Origin of the sequence: Prosthecochloris sp., from assembly GCA_015482705.2 — a bacterium.
Classification (GTDB): Bacteria; Bacteroidota; Chlorobiia; order Chlorobiales; family Chlorobiaceae; genus Prosthecochloris.
Map to the genome: position 1 here is coordinate 87,156 of JADMLA020000030.1, position 25,178 is coordinate 112,333.

Annotated in this window: 31 protein-coding genes; 20 read left to right on the forward strand and 11 right to left on the reverse strand. The window is 46.6% G+C overall.

Annotated elements, in window-relative coordinates:
* Positions 1–48 precede the first annotated feature (48 nt).
* From QZ209_RS07450 to QZ209_RS07460, 3 genes are all read left to right on the forward strand, one after another.
* Positions 49–1,767, forward strand: a complete 1,719-nt coding sequence (locus QZ209_RS07450; RefSeq protein ID WP_294346488.1) for a nickel-dependent hydrogenase large subunit — start codon at positions 49–51, stop codon at positions 1,765–1,767.
* 14 nt (positions 1,768–1,781) lie between these two features.
* Positions 1,782–2,471, forward strand: a complete 690-nt coding sequence (gene cybH, locus QZ209_RS07455; protein ID WP_294346491.1) for a Ni/Fe-hydrogenase, b-type cytochrome subunit — start codon at positions 1,782–1,784, stop codon at positions 2,469–2,471.
* A 179-nt stretch (positions 2,472–2,650) separates the two neighbouring features.
* A complete protein-coding gene (locus QZ209_RS07460; RefSeq protein ID WP_294346494.1) occupies positions 2,651–3,121 on the forward strand; it encodes a HyaD/HybD family hydrogenase maturation endopeptidase in 471 nt (156 codons plus the stop codon).
* Here the strand turns inward: QZ209_RS07460 and folE are convergent.
* Positions 3,111–3,782 (reverse strand): GTP cyclohydrolase I FolE, encoded by a 672-nt coding sequence (gene folE / locus QZ209_RS07465; protein WP_294346498.1) that lies wholly within the window; start codon positions 3,780–3,782, stop codon positions 3,111–3,113. The two genes, QZ209_RS07460 and folE, sit on opposite strands and share 11 nt — an antisense overlap.
* Positions 3,742–4,191 carry a 6-carboxytetrahydropterin synthase gene (locus QZ209_RS07470; RefSeq protein WP_294346501.1) on the reverse strand — a complete coding sequence of 150 codons (450 nt, stop codon included), beginning with the start codon at positions 4,189–4,191 and terminating at the stop codon, positions 3,742–3,744. The genes folE and QZ209_RS07470 overlap by 41 nt, the downstream gene beginning before the upstream one ends.
* Before the next feature lie 260 nt (positions 4,192–4,451).
* On the opposite strand from QZ209_RS07470, the gene trxA reads away from it, so the two are divergent.
* A complete protein-coding gene (trxA, locus tag QZ209_RS07475) occupies positions 4,452–4,796 on the forward strand; it encodes a thioredoxin (protein ID WP_294346504.1) in 345 nt (114 codons plus the stop codon).
* Here trxA and QZ209_RS07480 read toward each other — a convergent pair.
* Complete coding sequence (locus QZ209_RS07480) at positions 4,777–5,283, reverse strand: SRPBCC family protein (protein WP_294346507.1); 507 nt, start codon at positions 5,281–5,283, stop codon at positions 4,777–4,779. The two genes, trxA and QZ209_RS07480, sit on opposite strands and share 20 nt — an antisense overlap.
* Before the next feature lie 142 nt (positions 5,284–5,425).
* On the opposite strand from QZ209_RS07480, the gene QZ209_RS07485 reads away from it, so the two are divergent.
* From QZ209_RS07485 to QZ209_RS07545, 13 genes are all read left to right on the forward strand, one after another.
* A complete protein-coding gene (locus tag QZ209_RS07485) occupies positions 5,426–6,832 on the forward strand; it encodes a cbb3-type cytochrome c oxidase subunit I (RefSeq protein ID WP_294346510.1) in 1,407 nt (468 codons plus the stop codon).
* On the forward strand, positions 6,832–7,503 hold the full coding sequence (locus QZ209_RS07490; RefSeq protein WP_294346514.1) for a cbb3-type cytochrome c oxidase subunit II: 672 nt from the start codon (positions 6,832–6,834) through the stop codon (positions 7,501–7,503). The genes QZ209_RS07485 and QZ209_RS07490 overlap by 1 nt, the downstream gene beginning before the upstream one ends.
* Positions 7,500–7,649 carry a cbb3-type cytochrome c oxidase subunit 3 gene (locus tag QZ209_RS07495; protein ID WP_294346517.1) on the forward strand — a complete coding sequence of 50 codons (150 nt, stop codon included), beginning with the start codon at positions 7,500–7,502 and terminating at the stop codon, positions 7,647–7,649. The genes QZ209_RS07490 and QZ209_RS07495 overlap by 4 nt, the downstream gene beginning before the upstream one ends.
* 20 nt (positions 7,650–7,669) lie before the next feature.
* On the forward strand, positions 7,670–8,134 hold the full coding sequence (locus tag QZ209_RS07500; protein WP_294346519.1) for a c-type cytochrome: 465 nt from the start codon (positions 7,670–7,672) through the stop codon (positions 8,132–8,134).
* Positions 8,135–8,143: 9 nt separating this feature from the next.
* On the forward strand, positions 8,144–9,247 hold the full coding sequence (locus tag QZ209_RS07505) for a 4Fe-4S dicluster domain-containing protein (RefSeq protein WP_294346521.1): 1,104 nt from the start codon (positions 8,144–8,146) through the stop codon (positions 9,245–9,247).
* Between the two features lie 141 nt (positions 9,248–9,388).
* Entirely contained in the window at positions 9,389–10,291 is a 903-nt protein-coding gene (locus tag QZ209_RS07510) for an SDR family NAD(P)-dependent oxidoreductase (RefSeq protein ID WP_294346527.1), read from the forward strand.
* 214 nt (positions 10,292–10,505) lie between these two features.
* Positions 10,506–10,943, forward strand: a complete 438-nt coding sequence (locus tag QZ209_RS07515; RefSeq protein WP_294346530.1) for a FixH family protein — start codon at positions 10,506–10,508, stop codon at positions 10,941–10,943.
* On the forward strand, positions 10,922–11,365 hold the full coding sequence (locus tag QZ209_RS07520; protein ID WP_294346532.1) for a hypothetical protein: 444 nt from the start codon (positions 10,922–10,924) through the stop codon (positions 11,363–11,365). Before QZ209_RS07515 ends, QZ209_RS07520 begins: the two co-directional genes overlap by 22 nt.
* Positions 11,352–13,775 carry a heavy metal translocating P-type ATPase gene (locus QZ209_RS07525; protein WP_294346533.1) on the forward strand — a complete coding sequence of 808 codons (2,424 nt, stop codon included), beginning with the start codon at positions 11,352–11,354 and terminating at the stop codon, positions 13,773–13,775. The genes QZ209_RS07520 and QZ209_RS07525 overlap by 14 nt, the downstream gene beginning before the upstream one ends.
* A gap of 93 nt (positions 13,776–13,868) precedes the next feature.
* Positions 13,869–14,072, forward strand: coding sequence for a cbb3-type cytochrome oxidase assembly protein CcoS (gene ccoS / locus QZ209_RS07530; RefSeq protein ID WP_294346536.1), 204 nt, complete (start codon positions 13,869–13,871; stop codon positions 14,070–14,072).
* Positions 14,072–14,749 (forward strand): sulfite exporter TauE/SafE family protein, encoded by a 678-nt coding sequence (locus QZ209_RS07535; RefSeq protein WP_294346539.1) that lies wholly within the window; start codon positions 14,072–14,074, stop codon positions 14,747–14,749. Before ccoS ends, QZ209_RS07535 begins: the two co-directional genes overlap by 1 nt.
* A 100-nt stretch (positions 14,750–14,849) precedes the next feature.
* Positions 14,850–15,305, forward strand: a complete 456-nt coding sequence (gene tsaA / locus QZ209_RS07540; RefSeq protein ID WP_294346545.1) for a tRNA (N6-threonylcarbamoyladenosine(37)-N6)-methyltransferase TrmO — start codon at positions 14,850–14,852, stop codon at positions 15,303–15,305.
* A gap of 82 nt (positions 15,306–15,387) precedes the next feature.
* Complete coding sequence (locus tag QZ209_RS07545) at positions 15,388–15,792, forward strand: GNAT family N-acetyltransferase (RefSeq protein WP_294346547.1); 405 nt, start codon at positions 15,388–15,390, stop codon at positions 15,790–15,792.
* A gap of 99 nt (positions 15,793–15,891) precedes the next feature.
* Here QZ209_RS07545 and yrfG read toward each other — a convergent pair whose 3' ends face one another.
* Genes yrfG through serC form a run of 3 tightly spaced genes read right to left on the reverse strand, consistent with a single transcriptional unit; the run spans position 15,892 to position 18,855 of the window.
* Positions 15,892–16,551, reverse strand: a complete 660-nt coding sequence (gene yrfG / locus QZ209_RS07550) for a GMP/IMP nucleotidase (protein ID WP_294346550.1) — start codon at positions 16,549–16,551, stop codon at positions 15,892–15,894.
* Between the two features lie 45 nt (positions 16,552–16,596).
* Positions 16,597–17,760, reverse strand: coding sequence for a phosphoglycerate dehydrogenase (locus QZ209_RS07555; protein ID WP_294346552.1), 1,164 nt, complete (start codon positions 17,758–17,760; stop codon positions 16,597–16,599).
* Between the two features lie 12 nt (positions 17,761–17,772).
* Positions 17,773–18,855, reverse strand: a complete 1,083-nt coding sequence (gene serC, locus QZ209_RS07560; RefSeq protein ID WP_294346553.1) for a 3-phosphoserine/phosphohydroxythreonine transaminase — start codon at positions 18,853–18,855, stop codon at positions 17,773–17,775.
* Positions 18,856–19,359: 504 nt separating this feature from the next.
* On the opposite strand from serC, the gene QZ209_RS07565 reads away from it, so the two are divergent.
* Together QZ209_RS07565 and QZ209_RS07570 are read left to right on the forward strand one after the other, a co-directional pair.
* Positions 19,360–19,962 carry a class I SAM-dependent methyltransferase gene (locus QZ209_RS07565; RefSeq protein WP_294346555.1) on the forward strand — a complete coding sequence of 201 codons (603 nt, stop codon included), beginning with the start codon at positions 19,360–19,362 and terminating at the stop codon, positions 19,960–19,962.
* 80 nt (positions 19,963–20,042) lie between these two features.
* Positions 20,043–20,324 (forward strand): hypothetical protein, encoded by a 282-nt coding sequence (locus QZ209_RS07570; RefSeq protein ID WP_294346557.1) that lies wholly within the window; start codon positions 20,043–20,045, stop codon positions 20,322–20,324.
* 100 nt (positions 20,325–20,424) lie between these two features.
* Here the strand turns inward: QZ209_RS07570 and QZ209_RS07575 are convergent, their stop codons facing one another.
* Complete coding sequence (locus QZ209_RS07575; RefSeq protein ID WP_294346558.1) at positions 20,425–20,604, reverse strand: MarR family transcriptional regulator; 180 nt, start codon at positions 20,602–20,604, stop codon at positions 20,425–20,427.
* 142 nt (positions 20,605–20,746) lie between these two features.
* Here QZ209_RS07575 and QZ209_RS07580 point away from each other — a divergent pair, with 142 nt between their 5' ends.
* Positions 20,747–21,487, forward strand: a complete 741-nt coding sequence (locus QZ209_RS07580) for a fibrobacter succinogenes major paralogous domain-containing protein (protein WP_294346561.1) — start codon at positions 20,747–20,749, stop codon at positions 21,485–21,487.
* A 41-nt stretch (positions 21,488–21,528) separates the two neighbouring features.
* Here QZ209_RS07580 and QZ209_RS07585 read toward each other — a convergent pair whose 3' ends face one another.
* The 4 genes from QZ209_RS07585 to QZ209_RS07600 all read right to left on the reverse strand — a co-directional run.
* Positions 21,529–21,966, reverse strand: a complete 438-nt coding sequence (locus QZ209_RS07585; RefSeq protein WP_294346564.1) for a PPC domain-containing DNA-binding protein — start codon at positions 21,964–21,966, stop codon at positions 21,529–21,531.
* A gap of 119 nt (positions 21,967–22,085) precedes the next feature.
* Entirely contained in the window at positions 22,086–22,673 is a 588-nt protein-coding gene (locus QZ209_RS07590; protein WP_294346568.1) for a fibrobacter succinogenes major paralogous domain-containing protein, read from the reverse strand.
* 330 nt (positions 22,674–23,003) lie between these two features.
* The gene (locus QZ209_RS07595) at positions 23,004–23,384 is read right to left on the reverse strand and encodes a hypothetical protein (RefSeq protein ID WP_294346571.1); all 381 of its coding nucleotides are present in this window, start codon (positions 23,382–23,384) and stop codon (positions 23,004–23,006) included.
* A gap of 270 nt (positions 23,385–23,654) precedes the next feature.
* Positions 23,655–25,178, reverse strand: a 1,524-nt coding sequence (locus QZ209_RS07600) for a hybrid sensor histidine kinase/response regulator (protein ID WP_294346576.1), incomplete at its 5' end; no start/stop codon positions are given.

Consider the following 25,178-nt stretch of genomic DNA (forward strand, 5'->3'; position numbering starts at 1 on the left):
ACGGAAAACATGAATCGGTGTGTTCGCAAGTAACGGGAGAAACGTATTATGGCGAAAAAAATCGTTGTCGATCCAATCCCCAGAATCGAGGGACATTTGCGTATAGAAGCGAAACTCGGGGAAAACAATGTCATTGAAGATGCATACAGCAGCGGTACTATGTGGCGAGGTATCGAAATTATACTCAAAGGTAGAGATCCCCGTGATGCCTGGGCCTTTGCTGAGCGTATCTGTGGTGTTTGTACGACGGTTCATGCACTTGCGTCTGTGCGGTGTGTAGAAGATGCCCTCGATATAGAAATACCCAAAAACGCAAGGATTATCAGGAACCTTATGAATGCAACCCAGCAAACCCAGGATCATCTGGTGCATTTTTACCATCTCCATGCACTGGACTGGGTCGATGTTGTCAGCGCGCTCAAGGCCGATCCCAAAGAAACATCCCGCATAGCGCAGAGCCTTTCCTCCTGGCCTAAATCGTCACCCGGTTATTTTAATAATCTGCAACAGAAGCTTGTCGGCTTTGTCGAAAGCGGGCAGTTAGGAATTTTTTCGAACGGATACTGGGGACATCCGGCTTATAAACTCCCCCCCGAGGTCAACCTTATAGCGGTTGCTCATTATCTCGAGGCTCTTGATTTTCAGAAAGAGATTGTCAAGATCCATACTGTTTTTGGGGGAAAGAATCCGCATCCAAACTATCTTGTTGGTGGCATGGCCTGTGCAATCGACCCGAACAGGAACACGGCGATCAATATCGAGGTCCTCAGCATGGTAAAGAAGATCATCGAGGATACTAAGGTTTTTATCGAGCAGGTCTATATTCCCGATCTGATTGCAATAGCCGGTTTTTACAAGGACTGGCTCTATGGAGGCGGTCTTGGTAATTACCTCTGTTATGGGGATTTTCCAGAAAAAAGTATCGATGATGCAGCGTCACTGTTATGGCCGAGAGGTGCGATTCTCAACAAGGACCTGTCGACGATTTACGAGGTCGATCCCCGGGATCTGAACCAGGTGACCGAAGAGGTAAGCCATAGTTGGTACACTTACAGCAATGGTGACGGCAAGGGACTTCATCCCTGGGAAGGGGAGACAAACCCTAAGTACACCGGTCCGAAACCTCCATTTGAATTTCTCGATACGGACAAGAAATACAGTTGGTTGAAAACTCCCCGTTGGAAAAACAATCCTATGGAGGTTGGACCGCTTGCAAGAGTGTTGTTGGCCTATGCAAAAGATGATCCTATGATCACGGAAACGGTTGACATGATTCTCGGCAAGCTCGAGGTTGGCCCGGAAGCTTTGTTTTCGACGCTGGGAAGAACTGCCGCCCGTGGTATCGAGTGCCTGCAGACCGCCGGGTTTATGATGCATTACTACAATCAGCTTGTCGACAATGTCAAGGCGGGTGATCTGAGAACAGCGAACACCGAGCTGTGGGATCCTTCCAGGTGGCCGAAAGAAGCAAAAGGGTTTGGTTATACAGAGGCTCCCCGTGGTGCGCTTGGGCACTGGATTCATATTAAGGACGGCAAGATAGAGGATTACCAGATTGTCGTTCCTTCGACATGGAACGCTTCACCACGTGATGCAAACGGAGCTGTCGGTGCTTACGAATCGGCTCTCGCTGGAACACCAATGGCCGATCCAGGGCAGCCTCTTGAAATACTCAGAACCGTTCATTCTTTCGACCCTTGTCTTGCCTGTGCTTCTCATGTTTTTGATATGAACGGTAAAGAAATCACCAAGGTCACCATCGTTTAGACAGGGAGGAAAACATGGGCAGAATTATCGAGGAAATCTATGTATGGAAGCTTCCGGTAAGGATGTACCACTGGATCAATGCACTCTGTATCACGGTTTTATTTGTATCGGGCTTGTACATCGCTTCACCATTTCTCAATCCACCGATCGGCGAGGCAGTTTGGTTCAAGCAGATGTCCATTTTTCGTTTTTTGCACTTTACAGCGGCGTTTATCTTTATTGCTAATTATCTGTTCCGTATGTACTGGGCGTTGTTCGGGTATGACAAATATGCACGATTTGCCGGTTTCAGGCCATGGTCTCCGAAATGGTGGGGGAAACCTTTCAGGGAGCAGATGGCCTCGTATCTTTTCCTGCGATCGGACGAGCCGAGATATATCGGTCATAACCCGGTAGCTGCAATGTCCTATTTCATTTTCATTTTTCTTGGTTCGCTTTTCATGATTTTTACCGGTCTTGCAATGTATGGGGAGAATAATCCAGGAGGATTTACCGATACCATGTTTGGTTGGCTGATCCCCCTTTTCGGCAGCAGTTATAACCTCCACATCGTTCATCACAGTGCAGCCTGGATTTTTCCGTTTTACGTGATTCTTCATCTCTATGCTGTCTTTCGCCATGATGTCGTTGATCGTACCAGCGTTACATCATCGATTATTACCGGGTATAAACACAAAGTGGAGGACGAACCGTCCTTGGATTGACAAGAGCAGTAGTTATTACAGTCGTCGGTCACATCATATTTTCTTACTGTCATTTTCGGGTTCGATCCGTGAAATCCGGAACAAGTATTCCACTGAACGTATCCTGAGATCTAGCTGTCAGTGGTATTTTGCATGGTGGTCGTAAAGTGCGACATGGTTAATGACTGGAGAAGTGTCATATGGAAAAAATAAATGTCATCGGTCTCGGCAATATTCTGTTTGGTGACGAGGGATTCGGGGTAGAAGCGGTAAGGCGGCTCGAAAAAGAGTGTCCGGAGTTAACCGATAGAGTTCAGTTCATCGATGGGGGAACACAAGGTCTCTACCTTCTCGACTATATCGAGTCGGCCGATGTGGTCCTGATTTATGATGCCATTGTTCCTTCCGATTACGACAGGCAGGTTTATGTGTATATCGATAATGAACTGCCGTCGTTCATCCATCGTAAAATGTCATCACACCAGATGGGTTTGAGCGAGCTTCTTTCGATAGCAAGGCTTCATGGAAAAGTGCCTCGAAAGATTGTTTTGATAGGGGTGCCGCCGAGAGATCTTCGTCTCGGCAGCGGGATTAGCGAAATCGTTGAAGAACTGCTTGTTACAGCTGTTGATGAAGGTAAAAAAATGCTCAGCAGTGTTCTCAGCGATTGATCAGACGCAGAAACTCGCTTCTTGTTGACTGAGAAGAAAGAAACTCGCCTGACATAGCTGACGTTGTTGTGGTTGAGTTCTGCTTTTCAACTCCTCTCATGACCATACACATATGTTTTGCCTCGATGACAACACCTACCCCTCTTGGATTCAGGACATCCTGAATGATATCTCTTACCTGTTGGGTCAAGCGTTCCTGTACCTGTAAGCGGCGGGCATAAACCTCGACCACACGTGCAAGTTTGGAAATGCCGACTATTTTTCCATTCGGAATATAGGCTACATGAGCCTTTCCGAAGAATGGCAGCATGTGATGTTCGCACATTGAAAAAAGTTCAATATCCTTGACAAGCACCATCTCATCGTAAGATTCGGTGAAGACAGCTTTTTGCAACATCTCAACCGGGTTCTGCCGGTACCCTTTTGTAAGAAAGCGCATTGATCGCGCTACTCTTTCCGGAGTTTTCAAAAGCCCTTCCCGTTCGGGATCTTCTCCTATGCCTTCCAGCATAGTGTAGACAGCGTTTGATATGCCGGAAATAGCCTCCGGGTCGGTGTTGCGGGTGTCGTCGAAACATTCGTCATCGGCGCATGAACTGTATCCTGAATATGATGGAGGCTCATTCACCAAGGTATCTGACGGAGTTTTTTCTTGTTTCATGGATTGTGACTTCATGAAGGGTTATTCCCTTGTTAATGTAACGTTGCAATGCGGTTGTTAAAATATCCCATACCGTAACGGCAAGTATCTCGGTACTCGGGACCATATCCCTGAGTTCTTCAACATCGAAGTTGAGATGTTTATGATCGAACCGGCTCATGATCTCTTTTTCAAGAATTTTTTTCAACTCTTTCATGTCGAGCAGAAATCCAGTAGCACGGTCTACGATTCCGCTTACAGTTATTTCAAGTTCGTAGTTGTGGCCATGGCCATACGTGTTGCTGCATTTGCCGTACAATTCACGGTTTTCATCGTCAGAAAGATCAGTGCTATACAATCGGTGTGCAGCATTGAACTCGATGGTTCGTGTAACGTAAACTTTTCTCGGTTTCTTTAGAATATCATTCATCATTCATAAAGTAAAAAAAACGAGGTAAAATATGAGTATCTTGTGAGGAGGGTTGCATTTTTGGTTGAGGGTTAGACAAAGAAGAGCCAACTCATGTTTCATAGTGGTTGTTTACGAAGAGTAAACTTGTGCCTCAGTTTATAAGTTTCAGCTTCATTGAAATACTCTGTAGCCATAATGCCATGATTTGAAAAAGAAGCATATGAAAGAGTTGTTTTTTCGGGAATGAATTTGTGAAAAAAAGGATTATAACCTCAAAAATGCAACCCACAGCCTGCAACAATACTTTGGATTATGGCAAAAAATCATTTGATCAGCTGATACAGGAAAGTGAAAAACCGGTTTTTGTGGATTTCTGGGCGGCTTGGTGCGGGCCGTGTACTAGCGTTTCGCCCTCGATCAAAAGGCTTGCCAGGGAATTTCAGGAAAAACTGACCGTTGTTAAAATCAACGTTGATGAGCAACCGGAAGTAGCCGCTAAATATCAGGTGCAGGGTATTCCTGCCTTGGTGCTCTTTGACAAAGGTACGATCAAATGGAGGGCGACAGGTGCGTTGCCCTATGAACATATTCGAGCAGAGGTGATCAAGTCTCTGGGAATATAGAAGAAGAGCTGCGGTTTGCGTGCTGTTCAAATTCTTCTGCAAGGTTCGTTATGTACCGATCGACAAGGTTTTCGAACTCGAACCGGATCAATGGAGAAAGAAGCAATTCAAGGAAACCGGGCATGTTGACGGTAAGGGTGCCGAGAGATTGCAGGGTGGCCTTGCTTCCATATCGTGTTGGCATGATTGCCCATTTTCCGCTGACAGTAGCATTGCCGATTTCTTCGACAGGTATCCAGGTGACTGTTTTTCGTTCTTTACAGGCGTTATATTTGCAGGCATAGATGGATTGCTGAAGCGTATGTTCTCCAATGCCGATACGTTCCATTTCCCATCGCCAGGTATTGCCGCCAAGATCAACCAGTTTCTCGACTTTAGGGAAAAAAGACCCAGATTTTGCAACATCGGAAAGAAGTTCGAAAACCTCTTCGGAAGAAGCTTCGGTCTCGAGGTTCTTGCTGATATTGATTGTTACTGTAAAAGACATAGGTTCATGGATTAGCATAATCAGACCAGATGTTCGAGTAAAATATGCGATTGTATTTTGGATCTCCCAACACCGATCGATAAAAGTTGTTCAGAATGAGCTCATCACCATTACCATCTAATATGATCCTGGAGAGACAGGTATGAAAGAGAGCGGTTATGATTACCAAATAGTACGCGGATTTACGTTTTCTGCGTTATTCTGGCTGATAGTCGGTTTGATTGTAGGGCTCTGGATAGCTTTTGAAATGTTCAACCCGGTACTCAATCTTACTCCATGGCTGAGTTTCGGACGCTTGAGGGTAGTACATACCAACGGTTTGGGGCTTGGTTTCGGTTTGGCCGGTATTTTTGCCACCTCCTATTACATTCTTCAGAAGCTCACCCGGAAGTCGCTTGTTTATCCCGGTCTGGCCAAGGTACATCTTTATCTGTTCAATGCCATCATCGCGTTAGCGGCTCTCAGTCTTTTCGCAGGAATGAACACGACCAAGGAGTATGCAGAACTCGAATGGCCGCTTGATATCGCGGTGGTGGTCATGTGGGTGATCTTTGCAGTCAATGTCTTTGCAACATTGGCGAAAAGGCAGGAAAAGCAGATGTATGTTTCGCTCTGGTACATCATTGCCATGACTGTCACCATTGCCATTCTGTATATCGTCAACAACCTCGAGATACCGGTAAACTGGTTTAAATCCTATTCGCTCTATGCGGGTGTGAACGATGCGAATGTGCAGTGGTGGTACGGTCACAATATCGTCGGTTTCATCTTCACGGTTCCGATTCTTGCGATGTTCTATTACTTCCTGCCGGTTTCGTCCGGACTTCCTCTTTTCAGTCACCGCTTGTCGATTATCTCTTTCTGGTCGCTCATATTTGCTTATCTCTGGACAGGGGCGCACCACCTCATGCTGACACCGTTGCCTGAATGGATTCAGACTGTTGCCATTGCATTCAGCATTTTCCTGATAGCACCGTCCTGGGGCTCCGTAGTCAACGGATACTACACGCTTCGGGGAAATTGGGAACAAATGCGCTCCAACTACCTTGTGAAGTTTTTCATTGTCGGTATCACTTTTTACGGTTTGCAGACCATACAGGGGCCGGTCCAGGGACTGAGAACACTGAATGCTTTCTTTCATTATACCGACTGGGTTATCGGCCATGTGCATATGGGGACGATGGGCTGGGTGACCATGACTATTTCGGCGGCTTTTTATTACATGATCCCCAAAATCACCGGGTCCAATTTATACAGTATCAGGATTGCCAATGTTCACTTCTGGCTTATTCTTGTTGGGCAGCTCATCTGGACGGTTACCATGTGGGTCGGCGGTATTCAGCAGGGCGCAATGTGGAAAGCTACCGATGCAGACGGTTCACTGACATATAATTTCCTTGACTCCATTGCTTCGCTTTATCCCTACTATAAAATCCGGTTCGCAGCGGGTATTGTTTACTTCGCAGGTATCGTTCTTTTTGCGTGGAACATTTTCATGACGATAAGAACACCAAAAAAAGCCTTTGAACAGAACAAGGAGGGCATGTGATGAGCGTTTATTCAAAACCGGCTGTTTTTGCCGTCCTTTCTGCTGTAGTGATTCTCGTTGGTACGGTGGTCACGGTTTTCATACCGTTGCTCATGCCATCGACTCAACCGGTGAGTGACTATGTCACTCCGTATACCGCCGTCGAGCTCGAAGGCAGGGATATCTATATCCGTGAAGGCTGCAACAACTGTCATACCCAGACCGTTCGTCCACTCAGAACGGAAGTGCTGCGATACGGAGAGTACTCGAAGCCGGAGGAGTTCGCTTACGATCGTCCGTTTCTCTGGGGTTCCCGCCGTACAGGGCCTGATCTTAACCGGGTAGGGGGGAAGTATCCGGATTCATGGCATTACAAGCATATGCAAAGCCCGCAAAGCATGTTTGAAAAATCGAACATGCCTCCTTATGGGTGGTTGGCGGAAAACAGGCTGGATACCCGTTATACCGTAAAAAAAATTTCTATTCTCGGTTATGGATACACTCCGGAAGAGGTTGCTCTTCAGATAGAAGAGTATACAGTAAAAGTCACCGGTCAGTCCTATGACTCAAAAGAAGCAAGAGAGGAAGTTACCCCTGAATCGTTACAGGCTGAGTTGACAGAGATGGACGCGATCATAGCGTATATGCAAAAACTGGGTAGGGATGTAAAAAAACTGGAGGCGGAACAGTGAGTTTTACGGTCTTGGCATACATTCTCTTCACGTTTTCACTGGTTGTTGTCTTGGTGTTTATCATAATCTATTACTATAACCCACGGCGCAAACAAGAGGTTGAAGCTCCGAAACACAGAATGCTGGATGATGATGATGGCCGATAAAATCAGCACAGGAGGTTTCCATGAACGATTATGACAATCCGACGGAAAGCAATAACAAGGTGCCAAAGGGTATGGCTGCTTTTTTTGTTTTTTGCATTCTTTTTGTTGTTGTGTACGTCGTTTTATATACACCGGGTATTTCCGGGTGGTCGTACTATACACTATTTGAAAAAAGAGTATCGGAGGCTCAAGCTTTGTCAACCGATGCACAACGTGAAGCGAAAGCGTCATACAGCGGAGATGAAGCCGCTATTGCAGAGGGGGGGGAAATCTATGCTTCGAGCTGTGCCGTTTGCCACAATGCAGATGGAACGGGTGGAATCGGCAGCAATCTTACCGGTGATCTCAAATTCGGTGGTTCGGAAGAAGAACTGTATGAATCGATTGCGGAAGGACGAGAAGGCGGGATGCCACCTTTCAAGCAACAGCTCAACGATACAAAAATACGAAAACTGATAGCTTTTCTCGAAATCCTCAGGAAGTAAAAGATCGTTTTGTGGCGCACATACAGACAAGCGGTTGAGATTCTGCAGGTTCTCTTCGTTACCGGCCTGCCTTTTCTTGTCATAAACGGGCAGAGCGCTCTGCGTTTCGATATTCCGGAGCTGAAACTATACTTTTTCGGTTCGGTTATCTGGGTAAAGGAATTCTACCTGATCCTCAGCGTGATTCTTTTTTTCCTTCTTTTCATCACGTCGGTAACGGCTGTATTCGGGCGCGTCTGGTGCGGATGGCTTTGTCCGCAGACCGTCCTTCTCGACCTTTCGATGAGTATTGCGAGAATTTTCAACGGAATGTCGGTGAAAACCGTGCAACGCATTGTGCTTCTGCCGTTTTCAGCGCTGGTATCGTTAACCATACTCTGGTATTTCGTCCCTCCGGTAAAAGCGGTTCATTCGCTGTTTTCCAACACAGTCGTTACCGGTTTTTTTCTCGTACAATGGGTGGTGATTTATACGGAACTTGTCTTTCTGGGTCGCAGGTTCTGCACCACTATCTGCCCTTATGCGATGATACAGAATGCGCTTTTCGACAAGGATACTCTGGTGATCGAATATGACAAGGCCAGAGAAAGCGAGTGCATGAAATGTGATGATTGTGTCAAAGTCTGTCCGGTCGGGATCGATATAAAAGAAGGACTGAAAACCGACTGTATCGCATGTGCCGAATGCATCGACGCCTGTACGGCGGTAACGGAAAAAAGGAACATGAAACCGTTCCCACGATACCGAGGAAACATCCTTCGTGCCAAATCGTACTGGCTTGGTGTAGTGACGCTTCTTTCAGGGTTGACACTTGCCATTATAGTGTATGCGAGGCCTGAAGTCTCGTTTTTGGTGAATAGGGACCCGGAACGGTTACCTCAGGGAATCAACCGTTATTCCTGGACGCTATACAACAACGGAGGAAGTTCAAAGCAATTCGAGCTTTCCGTTCAGAGTGGTTTTCTGATTATCGGAGAAACTACACTGTCTGTCGAGCCATTTTCGTTTAAAAAAGGAAAAGTGCTCATCAGATCAGAGGGCGGGAAAAGCGAGGTTGTGTTCAGGGTAGAGAACGAGAAATTTTTCATAGAAAAAAAAGCGGGATTCCTATGAGCTGCAATGGATTGTTGGTATGCACAACAGAGTTGAAAACAGTGGATTGTTGTGTCACAACCCTTTGTATGTGATTTTGATTCGTGAGACATGAATATCCATTTCTCAGGCTTTTGAAAAAATCCATAATTTTTCAAGACAGTGAGTACTATCGAAACAACAGGTAAACAGACAATACTTGTTGCCGGAGCGACTGGAAGCATCGGCGGAGGTGCAGCAATCGAGCTTGCAAAACGTGGTGCCAGGGTTGTTCTGCTCGGGCGCAAGCGCATAACCCTGGAAACCAAGGCGGATTCTATTCGTAACAGGTTATCTGAATCCGGAATAGACTGTCAGAACGGGGATATCACCACATTGGTGGTCGATTTCTCGGATATGGAGTCTGTAAAGTCAGCAGCAATGGAGGCTATGGATCGGTTTCCGGAAATTCACGGGCTGATACTCTCCGCTGTCGTCCTGGTCCAAAATGGTCCGAGTATCCTGCCCAGTGGTCATGAGATGATGTTCGCTACAAACGTGATGGGACCGTTTTTGTTTACCCAGCAGTTGGTGGAAAGAATGGAGCAATCCGATGGATTGGTTTTGCATGTGGTTTCAACATTTTACAAAAGGATCGATTGGGAAGACCCTGAAAGTATCAGGACCCATAGAACATGGACTGCATATAACAGAACCAAGACATACAACCGGATGGTCGCAGCGGAACTGGCCAGGCGGTATGCCGGAAAGATATCTTCTGTTGCATTCAATCCGACGTTCATTTTTGATAAATCAGATCCGGAGCTGGAAAAACGATGGCCTTCATCCGGGTTGATGGGGATTTTCTGGCGTGTGATGACAGCGCTTTTTTCAAGACCGCCGGTAGTAGCCGGTGTGCCGATTGCGGATCTCATGCTTTCTTGTCCTGATCGTAATGCTATCAACGGGGCCATGTTCAAATTACGTAAGCGCATTGAAAAACCCGATAGAGCAATGAATGACGAGGAATCGGGAAAAAAGCTATGGGATGCCTTGGTGAAAAAAACAGGATTGATGTCCGGATGAAGGCGGATAGCCTGTTTCGAACCGTTACTGCAGAGTTTTTTCCGGTTGTTCATGATGCCTTTTTTCAGCAACGAGCAAGTACCATAAACGCATCTTGATTGTCATGGGTTGTTTCTCGATGAGCGATCGCTTCGAAAAGGGTACATTACTGTACTATCACTGTTATGGACAGGACAGCAAGTATGTGTAAAGCCTTGACATTTTCGTTACAGCCATGAAAATCTTTCTCTACGCTCTGTATACACTGTTTCTCTTCGCCATGGCGATGGGATTTTATGTTGCGTATCGCGGTGCCGAAGGGCTTGTCGAGGAAAATTACTATGAAAAGGCAACCGGCTATTTTTCCACGAAAGAGCTCGAGGATTCACTCGGGCTGAAAATTATTCTGCCCGATTCTTTAAAAAAAGGAAACAATGCGGTTGAGGTGTTTGTTTTCTTGGAGGACAGGCCGTTTTGCAGGGCGGAAGTGACTTTTTTTGCAGGAAGTGTATCACAGAAAAGCTATGATGCTGAGTATTCGATGATTGAGGATTTGCCGGGGATATATACTGCTGATGTACCTCTTCCGTTTTCGGGAAAATGGTTCGTGAGAGTCGATGTGGCAGATACAACAATTAAAACAAGCAGGCGATGGTTTACAGAAATCGAATGAAACATGGGTGGCTGTGGAGCTGCTCATTGTACCTTGTTCTTGCTCTTGTAAGCTGCTCATCCGGAACGGATGCAATACCGGACTGTGATCCTCATGCAGGAACCTGTACGAAACAGGCCGGTGATTATACGATAATGCTCGATATCTCACCGAAGCCAGTGCCGCACATGAAAGAATTGACTTTCGAGCTGAGCTTTTCCAGCGATTCCCCGCCAATTTCATCGGATACCCTGTTACTCGATCTTTCCATGCCGGGTATGGATATGGGAAAAAATGAAGTCGTGCTTCGAAGAGTTGGAGAGAGTCGGTACAGCGGAAAAGGTATCATTGTCAAATGCCCGAGCGGCAGGACTCTGTGGCGGGCTACGCTGTTGCTTTCCGAAAATCTGAAACCGGCATATACCTTCAATGTCAGAGACTGAAACACGTGGATCGGCAACTATCCGCTGCGATCACTGTCTGCTGGAGATGAAGCCGGAGTCGGCCGTGAGCGCTGACTTCGACGGAGAAACGAAATATTTCTGTTGTCATGGTTGCCTCGGCGTGTATGAGCTGATTCACAGGGAATCACTCGATACTTTTTACAATAGCCGATGCGGTTGGACTCCCGGCCCCCCTGAAAAAGCAAAAGTTGAGCCGGCTGCATTTCGAGAGTCTATCCGTACAGCCGGCACCATCTCTTCTCTCGATATGACGCTCTCGGGGATTCGATGTGCATCGTGCGTCTGGCTTGTCGAAAAGTTTCTTGTGAAAATGAACGGCGTACACTCTGCCAGGGTAAACTATGCAACTCATCGTCTTTCGATCGAGTGGGACGAGAGTAAAATAGCGTTGCGCAAAATTCTCGAGGGCATCCGTTCTATCGGCTATGTTCCGCATCCCTATCACAAGATTGCGTTCAACGAGGCCATGCGGCAGGAGAAAAATGACCTTTTACTCAGATTTGGAACGGCAGCGTTTTTTTCGATGCAGCTCATGTTGTTTGTTACCGCTCTTTATGCCGGTTTTTTTCAGGGTATCGAAGAAGAATACAGGCAGGCGTTTCAGATTATTTCATGGGTTCTTGCAACGCCGGTGCTTTTTTATTCGGGATATCCTTTCTTGAAAAACGCTGTTCGATCGATGCTCAATCGTGCCCTCAACATGGATGTGCTGATCGCGCTTGGGTCTTTTTCTGCATATGCTTACAGTGTCGTAATGATTTTTCGGGGGGGGGAAGTGTATTTCGATACTTCGGCAATGATTGTATCGTTCATTCTGCTCGGCCGTTTTCTCGAAGCCGGCTCGAGGTTGAAAGCAGGTGATGCCCTGACGTCGCTCATCGCAATGCAACCGAAAGAAGCTCGGCTTGTCATGATGGACGGTCAAACCGGTATGGTTCCTCTCGATGAGATTCACCAGGGTGATACGATCGAAGTACTGGCTGGAGAAAAGATTCCCCTCGATGGCTCGGTTCTCGAAGGTGGAGCCGAGGTTGACGAGTCTATGCTGACAGGTGAATCCACACCCTCTTTCAAGTCGAAAGGAGAGGAGGTCTTTGCCGGGACCATTTCGCTTAACGGCAGGCTCTCTGTTCGGGTTTCAGTTACTGAAGACGATACAGTCCTTTCGAAGATCATACAAACTGTCGAAGATGCCCAATCAAGAAAAGCTCCCGTTCAAGCTGTGGCCGACAGGGTGGCCGGTTATTTTGTTCCGGTTGTCGTGCTGTTTGCTGTTTCGGCTTTTTTGTATTGGAAATTGACAACTGCCGATACAGCTGTCGCTCTCATGAATGCCGTATCCGTCCTTGTCGTAGCATGTCCATGTGCCCTTGGTCTGGCAACGCCCCTTGCAATTCTGCTTGGAACAAGTACAGCGGCGAAAAAGGGAATCGTTGTAAAAGGTGGTGACATTTTTGAGAGCATATCCAGAACCAACCGTGTGATGCTTGATAAAACCGGTACGATAACCAGTGGCAATCCTTCGGTGACCGATGTTGTGAGCAAGATGAAACGGGAAGAACTGCTGCACTTTGCGGCATCTCTTGAAAGGTATTCCGAACATCCTTCAGGAAAGGCCATTGTAGAGGCGTACAAGGCTGATGTTTTCGACGTTGAAAGTTTTACGGTTGTTCCCGGTAAAGGGGTGGTGGGTACCGTTAACGGAAAATCAGGCTTGGCTGGAAATCGGGTTTTCATGCTTGAACGAGATGTATCTCTCTCTCATGAATCTGAAGAAGCCTTTACGACATTGACGCGTGAGGGAAAAACGGTTGTGTTTATCGCGATAGACGGCACCCTTGCCGGTATCATCGGTCTGATTGACGATGTTCGCGATGATGCGGTCGTTCTTGTTGAAGCTCTCAGAAAAAACAAGGTTCATGTGAGCATGCTTACCGGAGATGCTTTGAATGTGGCTCGATACGTGTCGGCACAGTGTGGTATAGAGGACATCAAGGCAGGTTTGAATCCCGTTGAAAAAGCTTTGGAAGTTCAATCCATGAGATCGAAAGGCGATACGGTGATGATGGTCGGAGACGGTATTAACGATGCTCCTGCATTGATAGAAGCCGACACCGGAGTGACTCTCGGCCATGCAAGTGATATTGCGCTTGAAAGTGCCGGTGCTGTTATAATAAAAGATAACCTTGACCTGATAGCTACGCTTATCGTTGGTTCCAGGCGTTGTTTTGCAATCATTCGTCAAAACCTTTTCTGGGCTTTTTCCTATAATCTCGTAGCGTTGCCACTTGCGATCGGTGGTTATTTACACCCTATCATGTCAGCTTTTCTGATGGCGGTGAGTTCGCTGGTTGTGGTGGTGAATGCGTTGCGGTTGAGGAAGTTTTGAAGATAGTGACGAGTAACGAGTGACAAGAGACGAGAGAGCAATCAAACCGTCGAGTTGTCCGGCTTTTTGACTTTTACCTTTTGACTTTTCATTATGTACACCACCTACTTTCTCATATTCATCGTGTTTTTTCTGGGGTTTGCCGCTTGGCTTCTGTTTGTCTGGGCGGTAAAAAGCGGACAGTTCGAGGATCCGGAAGCCCCCAAATACCGTATGCTCGACGATGAAGATGCCGGTGAAGCCATCGATAAATCAGCCTCTTCTCAAGAGGATGAAAAACCATACACCCACTACTGATGGAAGAAAGTGCTCTGATCGTCATGTTTCTCACCGGACTTGCAGGAGGTTTTGGTCACTGCATCGGGATGTGCGGGCCTGTTGTCGCCGCGTACTCTCTCGGTGAACAGAGGCTGAAATATCTGCACCATATTCTCTACAACTTCGGTAGGGTTACAACCTATATGTTCATGGGGGCGATTGTCGGGCTGACGGGGTCGTTTCTGGTGCTGACGGCATCGATAGAAAAAATACAGATGATGATCATGATTGTGGCAGGAGTGTCGATCATCATCATGGGCATTGTGATCGGCGGATGGATTCCGGTAAGGAAAACCTCACGAAGTGCTTCCTGGTTGACTTCCCTGATTCAGAAAACGATGGAGTTGTTCAAGGGACCTCGAACGGCAGGAACCTATTATCCAATGGGTATCGTGCTCGGGTTTCTGCCTTGCGGCTTGACTTACACTGCTCTTCTTGCGGCAGCAAGGGCTTCCATGGAAGCCGAAAATCACCTGGCAGGTCTGCTTCAAGGTGCTTTCATGCTATTTTTCTTCGGGCTCGGTACAGCCCCTGCTCTCTTGCTTGTCGGCAGAGTTATCAATTATGTCGGTGTAAAAGCTCGTGACAGGTTCTACAAACTCGCAAGCCTGATCATGATTCTAACTGGAGTATACTTCGTGGTGAAGGTGCTGTAGTTCTTCTGATATGGAATGAGTGTTGAGGAGGAATTGGCATACTCAGAGAATTATGCTGTAAAGCAGTATTGCTGTATATTTGTTCTGTAAACATTCTAATATGGAACATATAGGTATTATTCACACTCCGTACAAGACCAAAGAGGAGTGTCCTATACAGCCACTCTATTCTTTAGGTTCTTTTGGACGAGTTGAGGTGTTTAGGGAATACGAACTCGGTTTGAGAGATATCGAAACATTTTCCCACATCTATATACTCTATCTTTTTGATCGAGCGGGAAAGATCGAGCTGGTCCGGTCAACTTTCCTGGGGGATGCACCACGTGGCATCTATGCTTCGAGGCACCCTTGCAGGCCGAATGGAATCGGCTTTTCGATAGTCGGGCTTGTTAGCCGAAATGAAAATATTCTTATGGTCGAAAGACCTGACATACTTGACGGAACTCCACTTCTCGATATCAAGCCTTATATTCCCAAATATGACTGTATCGGTAAGGCTTCAGAAGGTTGGACTGCTGGGCAAAAGTGGCGTCGAAAGCCTGAAGGTAGAGAGTAAGATGTATACGCACAGGCCTCTACTAAAAAAGGATTTGGAGTGTATTTGCACCTTTCCTCAGTCTGCTGATGAATTGTTTTATATGTTTCCGAAGGCAAGCTATCCATTGACGCCTGAGCAGCTGTTCGAGGCTGCACGAAACAGGTGCGATCCTTTAGTCGCGTTCGTAAACGACGTTATTGCCGGTTACGGGAACTTTATCGAGGTCGATCGAGGAAGTCATTGTTCAATAGGGAACCTTATCATCGAACCTTCACATAGAGGTAAAGGAGTTGCCTCCTACCTCATCGGTACATTTGTCGATATGGCATTTCAGCGCTATGCTGCGAACTATGTGCGTATATCCTGTTTCAACCTGAATATTGCTGGGCTGTTGCTGTATTACAAAATGGGATTCAGGCCTGTGGACCTCGAGGAGAGAAAAGGTCCGGGTAGCCAACGTGTTGCATTGATTCATATGCATTTGAACCGTGAAGAAAGAGTCTGACAAGACGCATTTCGTGAATCATGCTGAAGTATCGAAAGGATAACTGAAAGTCTGAAGGAACTTGCCGGGACAAAGACGCTGCGGAGGGGGAAAGGTGCTCTACATCAGTTCCCTGAAATCGTGAATAACCGGGAAATGTTCGGTTTTTTTCGGTTCGCTCATCGAGCTGGCTTTTGCCTTGAACAAGAGGTGGCGGATTCCGTATTCTTTTGCGGTTATCAGTACATCTTCAGTATCATCGATGAACAGTGATCGTTCCTTGTCGAATTTGAGTTTTTCTTCTGCCTTGTGCCAGAATTTCAGGTTCTCTTTAGGATGCCCGACGTGGAATGAACTGAGCACCTCGTCAAAGTATTTACCGATGTGTGTTTTTCTGAACTTGATTTCTACTGCCTTTACATGAGCGTTTGTCAGGAGATAAATTTTTTTCCCTTGTTCGCGCATGAGGTTGAGAAAATCGAAAACATGCGGATGGACATCGATCAGGTGGTTTATCTCTTCTTTCAAAGAGGGGATATCGAGATACAGTTCCTTTGACCAGAAGTCGATATCACACCAGTTCAGGGTTTTTTCATGTGACTTGTATTTGGCAAGCAGTATTTCCTTCGCAGAGCCGAAGGAAATACTGTGCTTTTCAGCATACTTTTCCGGCACATGGTGTCCCCAGAAATAATCATCGAAATACAGGTCGAGCAGCGTACCATCCATATCGAGCAGAATGTGAGAGATCTCCTGCATCGGGATATGTATATGCTTCATAGCCATTTCTTTCCTGTGCCCCTTTCTTTTCCTGCCATCGAGCTCTCAGATTATCCTTACTGCCAGTACACCCTCGATTTGCTTGATTTTGTTCACTATATCGCCGTCTGCAGCTGTTTCGAGGTCGACCAAATTATAGGCGATATCCTCGCGGGACTTGTTAAGCATGTCGACGATATTGATGCCGGAGTCGGCAAGTACCGAAGTGATCTGGCCAACCATTTTCGGAACATTCGAGTTGGAGATCGCCATTCTTGATGCTCCTGCCCTCGGCATCTTCATTTCAGGGAAGTTTACCGAGTTGGTGATATTGCCGTTTTCAAGATAGTCCTGTATCTGGCAGGCAACCATGACAGCACAGTTTTCTTCCGCCTCGAGTGTCGATGCCCCGAGGTGCGGCAGCGACACAACTCGGGGGTGGTTTTTGTTTTCGTTCGTCGGAAAATCGTTGATGTAGGCGTATAGTTTTCCCTCATCGAGCGCCTTGATTACCGCATCGTCATCGACAATCCCTCCACGTGCGAAGTTAAGAACGATTGCATTGTCCTTCATATGCGCGATGCGTTCAGCATCGAGCATGTTCTTTGTCGCGTCGATGAGAGGGACATGGAACGTGATATAGTCTGCTTTCGACAGAAGCTCTTCGAAACTATGAGCTCGCTGGACTTCTGCAGAGAGGTTCCAGGCATGCTGGATAGTGACGGTTGGATCGTAACCGATAACTTTCATGCCAAGACCGATAACCGCATTTGCAATTCTTCCGCCGATAGCTCCGAGGCCTATGACTCCGAGTGTTTTTCCGGGCAATTCGGTGCCGGCGTATTTTTTCTTTCCTGCTTCGACAGCTTTTGCGATTGAAGCATCGTCTCCTTCCAGATTTCGGGCATAGTCCCAGGCCTGTGTGAGATTACGGCTGGCAATCAACAGTGCTGCTACAACCAGCTCCTTGACGGCATTGGCATTTGCTCCCGGAGTGTTGAAAACGGGAATACCCATGTTTGTGAGTTTTCCTACCGGGATATTATTGACTCCCGCTCCTGCACGGCCGACAGCTTTGAGGGTTTCGGGGATTTCCATCTCGTGCATTTTGAAAGAGCGCAACAGTATTGCGTCAGGATGCACGATTTCAGAGGCGACCTCGTATTTATCCCGTGGTAAGCGGTCAAGTCCGGCAACGGAAATATTGTTTAACGTTAAGATCTTGAACATGTCGAGTAGATGTTAACCGTTTTTTTGTTCGAATTCCTGCATATAAGAGATCAGTGTATCGACACCTTCCTCAGGCATAGCGTTGTAAATACTTGCGCGCATGCCTCCTACGGAACGATGGCCTTTGAGCGTGAGCAGTCCTCTTGCTGTGGCTCCTGAAAGAAAATCAGCATCCATACCGGGGTCGGCAAGCGTGAATGGAATATTCATCCAGGAACGGGCATTTTCTGCAACGGGGTTTGCATAAAATGCTGAATTATCGATAACTGTGTACAGTTTCTCAGCTTTTCTCCGGTTTATTTCCGCCATTGCTGAAAGACCGCCCTGGTCTTTGATCCATTCGAAAACCAGCCCGGCGACATACCAGTTATAGGTGGGGGGTGTGTTGTACATAGAGCCGGCGTCGGCATGAGTGGCATAGTTGAACATTGTCGGTATTCCATCGGCGGGATTGCCGATCAGGTCTTCACGAATGATAACGATGGTCAGCCCGGAAGGCCCGATGTTTTTCTGGGCGCCTGCATAAATGAGTCCGAACTTTGAAACGTCGATAGGGCGTGAAAGGATATCGGAAGACATATCCGCAACCAGTGGTGTATCTCCTGTATCAGGGACATAGTTGAACTCGACACCACCTATGGTTTCGTTAGGAGTGTAGTGTACATAGGCTGCATCTGGATCGAGTCTCAGGCTGTCCTGATCGGGTACAGTCGTGAAATTGTTCTCTGACGTGTCACCGGCAAGGTTCACTTCGCAGAAACGTTTGGCCTCGGCAATCGCTTTTTTTGACCACATGCCGGTATTGATATAATCGGCCTTCTTTTTGTCTTTCAGCAGGTTGAGGGGAATCATCGCAAATTGGCTGGAAGCGCCTCCCTGCAGGAAAAGCACTTTATAATTTTGCGGAATAGCCAAAATGTCACGAAGATCAGCTTCAGCTTTTTCCGCGATAGAGACGAACTCTTTGCCTCTATGGCTCATTTCCATTACAGACATTCCTGAACCATTCCAGTCCAGCATTTCTTCTTGGGCACGCTCGATGACTGCAGTTGGCAGCATCGCCGGTCCGGCACTGAAATTGAAGTTTCTGGTCATATTTTCGTTTTTCCTTCTTTTTTTGATGATTAAGAGAAAAAAAGATAGTACTTCTCAGGGAACATGTCGTTTCCTGTAATACCATGGTCATGCCATTTTAGTATTTGGCGAAAGAGATGACAATGGAAACCTCTTTCGCCAAAATGGGATGCTGTAATTTAAAAACATTCAATAACTTTCGGTATTGAATCTTCCTTAATCATGGTAATTCAACACCTTCCTTTGTCATAAAAAAGAAGGGGTTCTGGTAGCAGAAAGTGTCAGACAATACCAGGGTAATCTTCTGCGAGAGTATCTATCGCAAAATTCTGATAGATCTGAACAGGTGATTTGTGGTATGATACCTATACAGCGAAGCCTGTTTTTCGAAGTCGACGGTATTGTGCATCACTATGATGATGTAATGCAGGCAGGATTTGAAGAAATGGTATTGCCGGTTCAAGGTTCGAAACCGCAATATCTCTCTATGAAAAGGTGTTGATGGAGAAAGAATCAGAATGGTGTATGTCGAAAGAACAGAGTTTTGAAGAACGCTACGCAAAAGGTGAAATCCCCTGGGACTTGGGTAGGGCGGATGCCAATCTTGTGTCGGTAGTCGATGCGTGGCCGATCAAAAGCTGCAGGGCACTTGATATCGGATGTGGTACCGGTGATAATTCCCTATGGCTGGCTCGCCGGACATTTGATGTTACAGGGGTTGACATTTCAGCTCTGGCGATACAAAAAGCAAGAAGAAAGGCATTACAGATCGGTATTGAATGCAAGTTCGTTGTTGCAGATTTTCTGAAAGAACGGATCGATGAAGCTCCTTTTGGTTTTGCTTTTGACAGGGGCTGTTTTCATTCTCTCGACTCTCCGCAACAGCATGCATTATTTGCTCAAAACGTCAGTATTCATCTCGATCATGAGGGAGTATGGCTCAGTCTCATCGCCTGTACCGATGCACCGCAACGAAATCCTGGACCTCCAAGGCTATCGGCAGCTGAAATCACGATAGCGGTCGAGCCTTTTTTTGAGATTCTTTCCCTTGTTTCGGGAAATCTGGATTCCGACCGTCCTGACCCTGTAAAGTGCTGGGTGTGTGTGATGAAGAAGAGAAGGCTCTGAACTATTGGGGATGGGTATGCTTGTCTTTCCAGGAAATAAGGCTAACTTATACCTGTTTTTTCCCAAAAGACAACAATACTATGAATAACGACTTCAAAATATACAGGGACGGGGAACGGTTTGTTTTTGAAAGAGTTGTTTTCCCGAGGCTTAAAGGGTATATATCGAAAACAGTTACCGACAATCCTTTGACGAATCCCCGCAGTTGTTCTACAGAAGAAGAGGTGCCCCAGGATGTTTGTCTTGCTGAAGAGGTGGAACTGCTGGAAGACTGTTCTGATGAAGCCGCCATAGATAAAGCCATTCAGGAGGCAGGTGAGTACATAATCGGTTATTTTTTCAATACCAAGGGATTGGAGTAGCCGAATGTGATTTCCCGGCTCGGGACAGGGGAGTGCCGGAATGGATGTCGCATTTGTTGCGGCATCCTTGATTCCTGTCACGAAAGAGATGAGGTGATCATTATTTTTTTGGCTCCCAGTAACATCTCTTTGGAGAAACTATCAGGTTTTCTTGCTTTAACGATTTCATTACCTTATCGACCTGCTTGCGGTCCAGGCCGCTGATTTCTGCAATTTGTCCGGCACTGAGGGGTTTTCCTTCTTTGTTCATGATTTCCAGAACAGTATTTTTTACATCCATGGTCTCTTTTCTGTTAAATTAGCGGGACTGCTTTGTAAACATGATATTTTCTAACTGCATGCAGTTAGAAATAGTGCCATGAAAATTCTGTTTTTTAATATTTTACTCGCCAATGTATCGTCAATTTAAACGAATTTCTACGATGAACCGCTTTTCATGCCATTCGCTGCTTTCTCTGTGTACCGTTCTTTTGTTATTGATGACAGGCGGTTGTAACGGAAAACAGGTGATTGAACAGAAAACGACAGAACCTGTAACCGATGTTGATGGAAATGAATATGAAGCGATACAGATCGGTGATCAGGTCTGGATGGCTCAAAATCTTTCGGTTACGCATTACCGTAATGGTGATCCGATACCACAGGTGACGGACGAAGAGGAGTGGATCACGCTTGAAACCGGAGCGTGGTGCTATTATAACAACGATCCCGAAACCGGAACGATTTACGGGAAACTCTATAACTGGTATGCCGTCAACGATCCTCGCGGTCTTGCCCCGGAAGGGTGGCATGTGCCTACCGATGAAGAGTGGGCTGCAATGGAGATGCAGCTTGGGATGGATAGTAACGAGGTCAATGATGTTGAGTTTCGGGGAAGAGAAGCTGCTGTCGGCAGTAAACTGAAACAGGCAGGAACCGAGCATTGGAAAGGGCAAAACGCTGATGCAACCAATGAAACAGGTTTTTCAGCTCTCGCAGGTGGTTATCGCGATAATGACGGTCCATTCTGTTTTTTTGGAAAATACGGCTCTTTCTGGACCTCATCGAAAGCCGAAGACGGTAATCGTGTTTTATTCAGGGGGGTGACTTCGACAGAGCCTGGTGTCTACCGCTTCAGCTTCAATCAGAAGTGCGGTTTTTCGGTACGCTGTGTAAAGGATTAACCGGGATAGTACCATATCGATGCAAGGGAGGTTTCAGGATGTCAGTCATGGTGATGCCAAAGTGGTAGTCCGGTATCTTCATCGATGCATCTGTTGAAATCAAGTCCTTCGAAAGCCTCGATTATCGTCTCGCATGCAAATACGATGGTGCCGGGAGCGAGATGACCACCTGTAACGTTACCCTTTTCGTCTGAAAGCGTCATGTGGGCATGAACCATCGGTACACCGTCACGTAACGAGACGTTGCCTATCAGTGAAGTGATTTCATGAGGGGCGTGGATTGTAAAAAAGTCATACTCTTTTCGTATCTGATCGTAATAACCAAGTGTGGCTTTCTCTACGGCTCCAATTGCTTCCACTCTACCGAGGCGGATGTTGTTTTCTCTGCAAATAACACTGATGGCTCCCAGAAGATCATCTCCATGTTTGAGTTTGCCCATATAGAGCGATCTCGATGCGACCTTGTGTATTCTTGACATAGCTGATAATGGAAGACTTTCGGTGATCGAATGAACCGAGCAATTGTCTGGGGTTAAGAAGTTGTATTTCTTATTCAGGTAATGGATTCATGATGAATCAGGTTGCGGAGAGCTGTTTTTCAACACTTGATACAACGAACAGAGTAGCCGCTTTCAGCAGGACCACCTGTATGAACCACCTTCGAATCGAAATATCCAAGGACCTTTATGGATGTACAGTTGTTTTTGAACAGTGTTGAGGACCAGAAATAGCTGTACAGTCCGAGGTGACGGTAGTCTCCGTAAAGACTGCGGAACCCGCCGGGTAAGGCAGAAAATCCGCTGCTGTTCGAGGCTCCGCTGTTGGGCCTTTTCCAGTGCTTGACTCCTTCCTGTTTCAGTGCACCGCCCGCTTTTTCATTACCACCGAGAAAATCAAACAGTGTCTGCCAGTCAGAATCTTCAGGTAAGCGCCATCCCTCAGGTGCCAATCCTCTGGGATCATTGAGTGCATACCCGTTATATAAATAGCCGAAATTCCGGCTATAACCGTTTTCTCCTCCGTACGGGCACATGGCTCCAGTTGTCGAATTCCTCCATTCATGAGGGTCATCCACTTGAGGTATTGGGTCGCCATTCCTGTAGCTGGTTACCTGTAGGTTGGAATCCATCCAAACCTGCGAACCGATGGCAATTGAAGAGTAGGCGGAAAGCGTCTGCTTTGGCATACTGTTTCTGTTATGTTCGAGCGTTCATACTGACTACGCCGAAAAACGTGATTTTAATAATGTCCCCTTCGAAGGTTGGGGGGGGGACATCTTCACAACGATAGATAAAATAGGTAATTGCATTATTTATGCAAAATGATCGGGCTGATTATAACATTGATAATAAACAATACTTCATATTTGCTTTGTTTTTTATGTATTGTGTAGCGCACATCGAAATGTTCACTCTTCCTGAGTGAAAAACAAGCCCGATTCGGTCAAATCTTTGTGAAGCATGATACGTATTTGTTCTCGGGGATGCTCAAAGGGGTATCGCAGAGGGCGAGACTGTTATGGTGTTTTTACTTTGTAGGTTACGAAGCCCCATACTGAGAGGGCTGCAGAGATAACAAAGCTTGTCCAGGATGCGGAGAGTGGCACCGTGACGCTGTCTATAACAACGATTGTGTCTGCGATCAGTACGCGGAAAAGGTGAAGCATGGCAACAAGGGCAAACAGAATTGCCGACAGGGCAGTATATCCTTTCGATCCGAGAAATCCCCATGCGCCAAGGCAAAGCGTAACGCCAAAAACAACCCATGACCTTGCAACTGGCAGCGTATAGTCACCTATTGTCACCTCCCATGCAAAGAAAACGCGAAACAGATGGAGTAGAGCGACCATGAAAAACAATATGGATGAGACAGTTGTGTAATAGTTCTTGTTCATCATGGTTTTCTTTTCGTGTGGATTTCACGACCGATTTCCTTGTTTGAAAATTTTCTGCCGAAGTCAAACCGTCTTATTATCAACAACGGGATTCCGATTGACAACAGGAGTAGAACTATACCCTGAAGAAGATGTTTCATTGTATTGTTTATTAACTGCCGGGATTGAATCTCAAGGATAATATACTCTTATTCTTTCTCATAATTCCTCATGCCGGTCATGGAATCTTTCGGAGATCACAGACATTCTTTTATCCATCGGTGAAGGTGACTTTCAACAAGGATGTTGTTTGAGAGCAGACAACGCTCCGAGCAAGGCTGTAACCTGCTTTTCCAACTCATCGGTCTGGTTTGAGCGGCAACTTTCTTCCAGGTTCTCTGCTGCCAGCCTCAAGGGCTCAGCGCCAAAGAGAGCGGCATTGCCTTTCAACTTATGTGCTTGAGTGCGAAGGTATTCGATATTTTCTTCGGCAAGGGCTTTGTACATCGATGTTTCGATGCCCTGAAATTCGTCGAGGAACGTTTTGAAAAGGTCTTCGACGTCAGCACTTGACAGACCCATCGATTCAGGTGAAGGGGTCAGGCTGAACGGTGGCAGGGTGCAATCGATCGGTTGCTTGAATGGTGATGAAGAGAGCAGCTTTTCAACTGAAGCCAGCAAGAGGTCCGAATTTTCGGTTTTGAGCCTGAACTCATCGATTCCTAGGGCCTTAGCTGTTTCCGCTTCTTCCTCGGCACCACTAAGACCGATTATCGGTAACCTGCGTAAACGTTGATTTTCGCTTGTGCGGAGCAAACGGGTCAGTTCCAGACCATCCATCTCGGGCATCCGGATATCGGTGATCAGCAGGTCGAACTCGAGCGTCTGAAGCATATGCCAGCCTTCTGCTCCGTTTTCGGCTAATGCCACCTGGAGACCGGTTTCGGTCAGGTTCATGGCCAGCAGTTCCCGGTTCGAAGCTGAATCGTCGACCAAAAGTACTCGTGAGTTTTCAAACAGGTTACTTTTGAGGGCTTTGTGTTTGCCTGTCTCGAGAGCTTCGTGTAGAGCGTTAATCAACTCAGCCTGGCTGCAAGGTTTTGCAACCAGAGCCTGCATACCTGCCTTTTCAGACATTGCTCCTGCGATGTATGCCGGTTCGGTGCTGTGGGCGATGATCGGGGTTGTAACCGCTGCTGCACCGGCTTCTCCGCATCGCAGCCGTTCTGCCGTTTCGTAACCGTTCATTTGCGGCATGTTCAGGTCCATGATGATGAGATCGTACTGATTTTCTGCAGCGTATACCATGGCTTCAAACCCGTTTGCCGCTTCATCGAGGGTTACTTCAAGAGGCAAGAGGTGTTTTTTCAAAGTCATTCGGTAGAGCGGTTCATCGTCGACGATCAATAACCGTTTTCCGCGGAAATCAGGCAGGGCGCTGGCTATAACGTCAGCATTATGGCGAGCCAGATCGTTGTTGCTGACAACCGGAAAAGCAAGGGAGAACTCGGTATATTTTCCTTTCACCGAATCACAAGTGATGTTTCCGCCAAAAGCTTTCATTATCCGTTTGCAGTATGCGAGTCCCAAACCGGTGCCACCTTGCTTTCCTTTTGTATGAAAGCTGTTAAAAATGTGGGGTAGATCCTCTTTTGCGATACCGGGTCCGGTATCGCGAAAAAAAAGATAGTTGTATTCACTGCCACTTTTCAGCTGAATCCGGATCTCGCTATCAGCATGATTTCTGAAATAATACAGTGCATTTTTCAGCAGATTGAACAGGATAAAAAGAAAAAGAGTTTCATCGATATGGAAAAT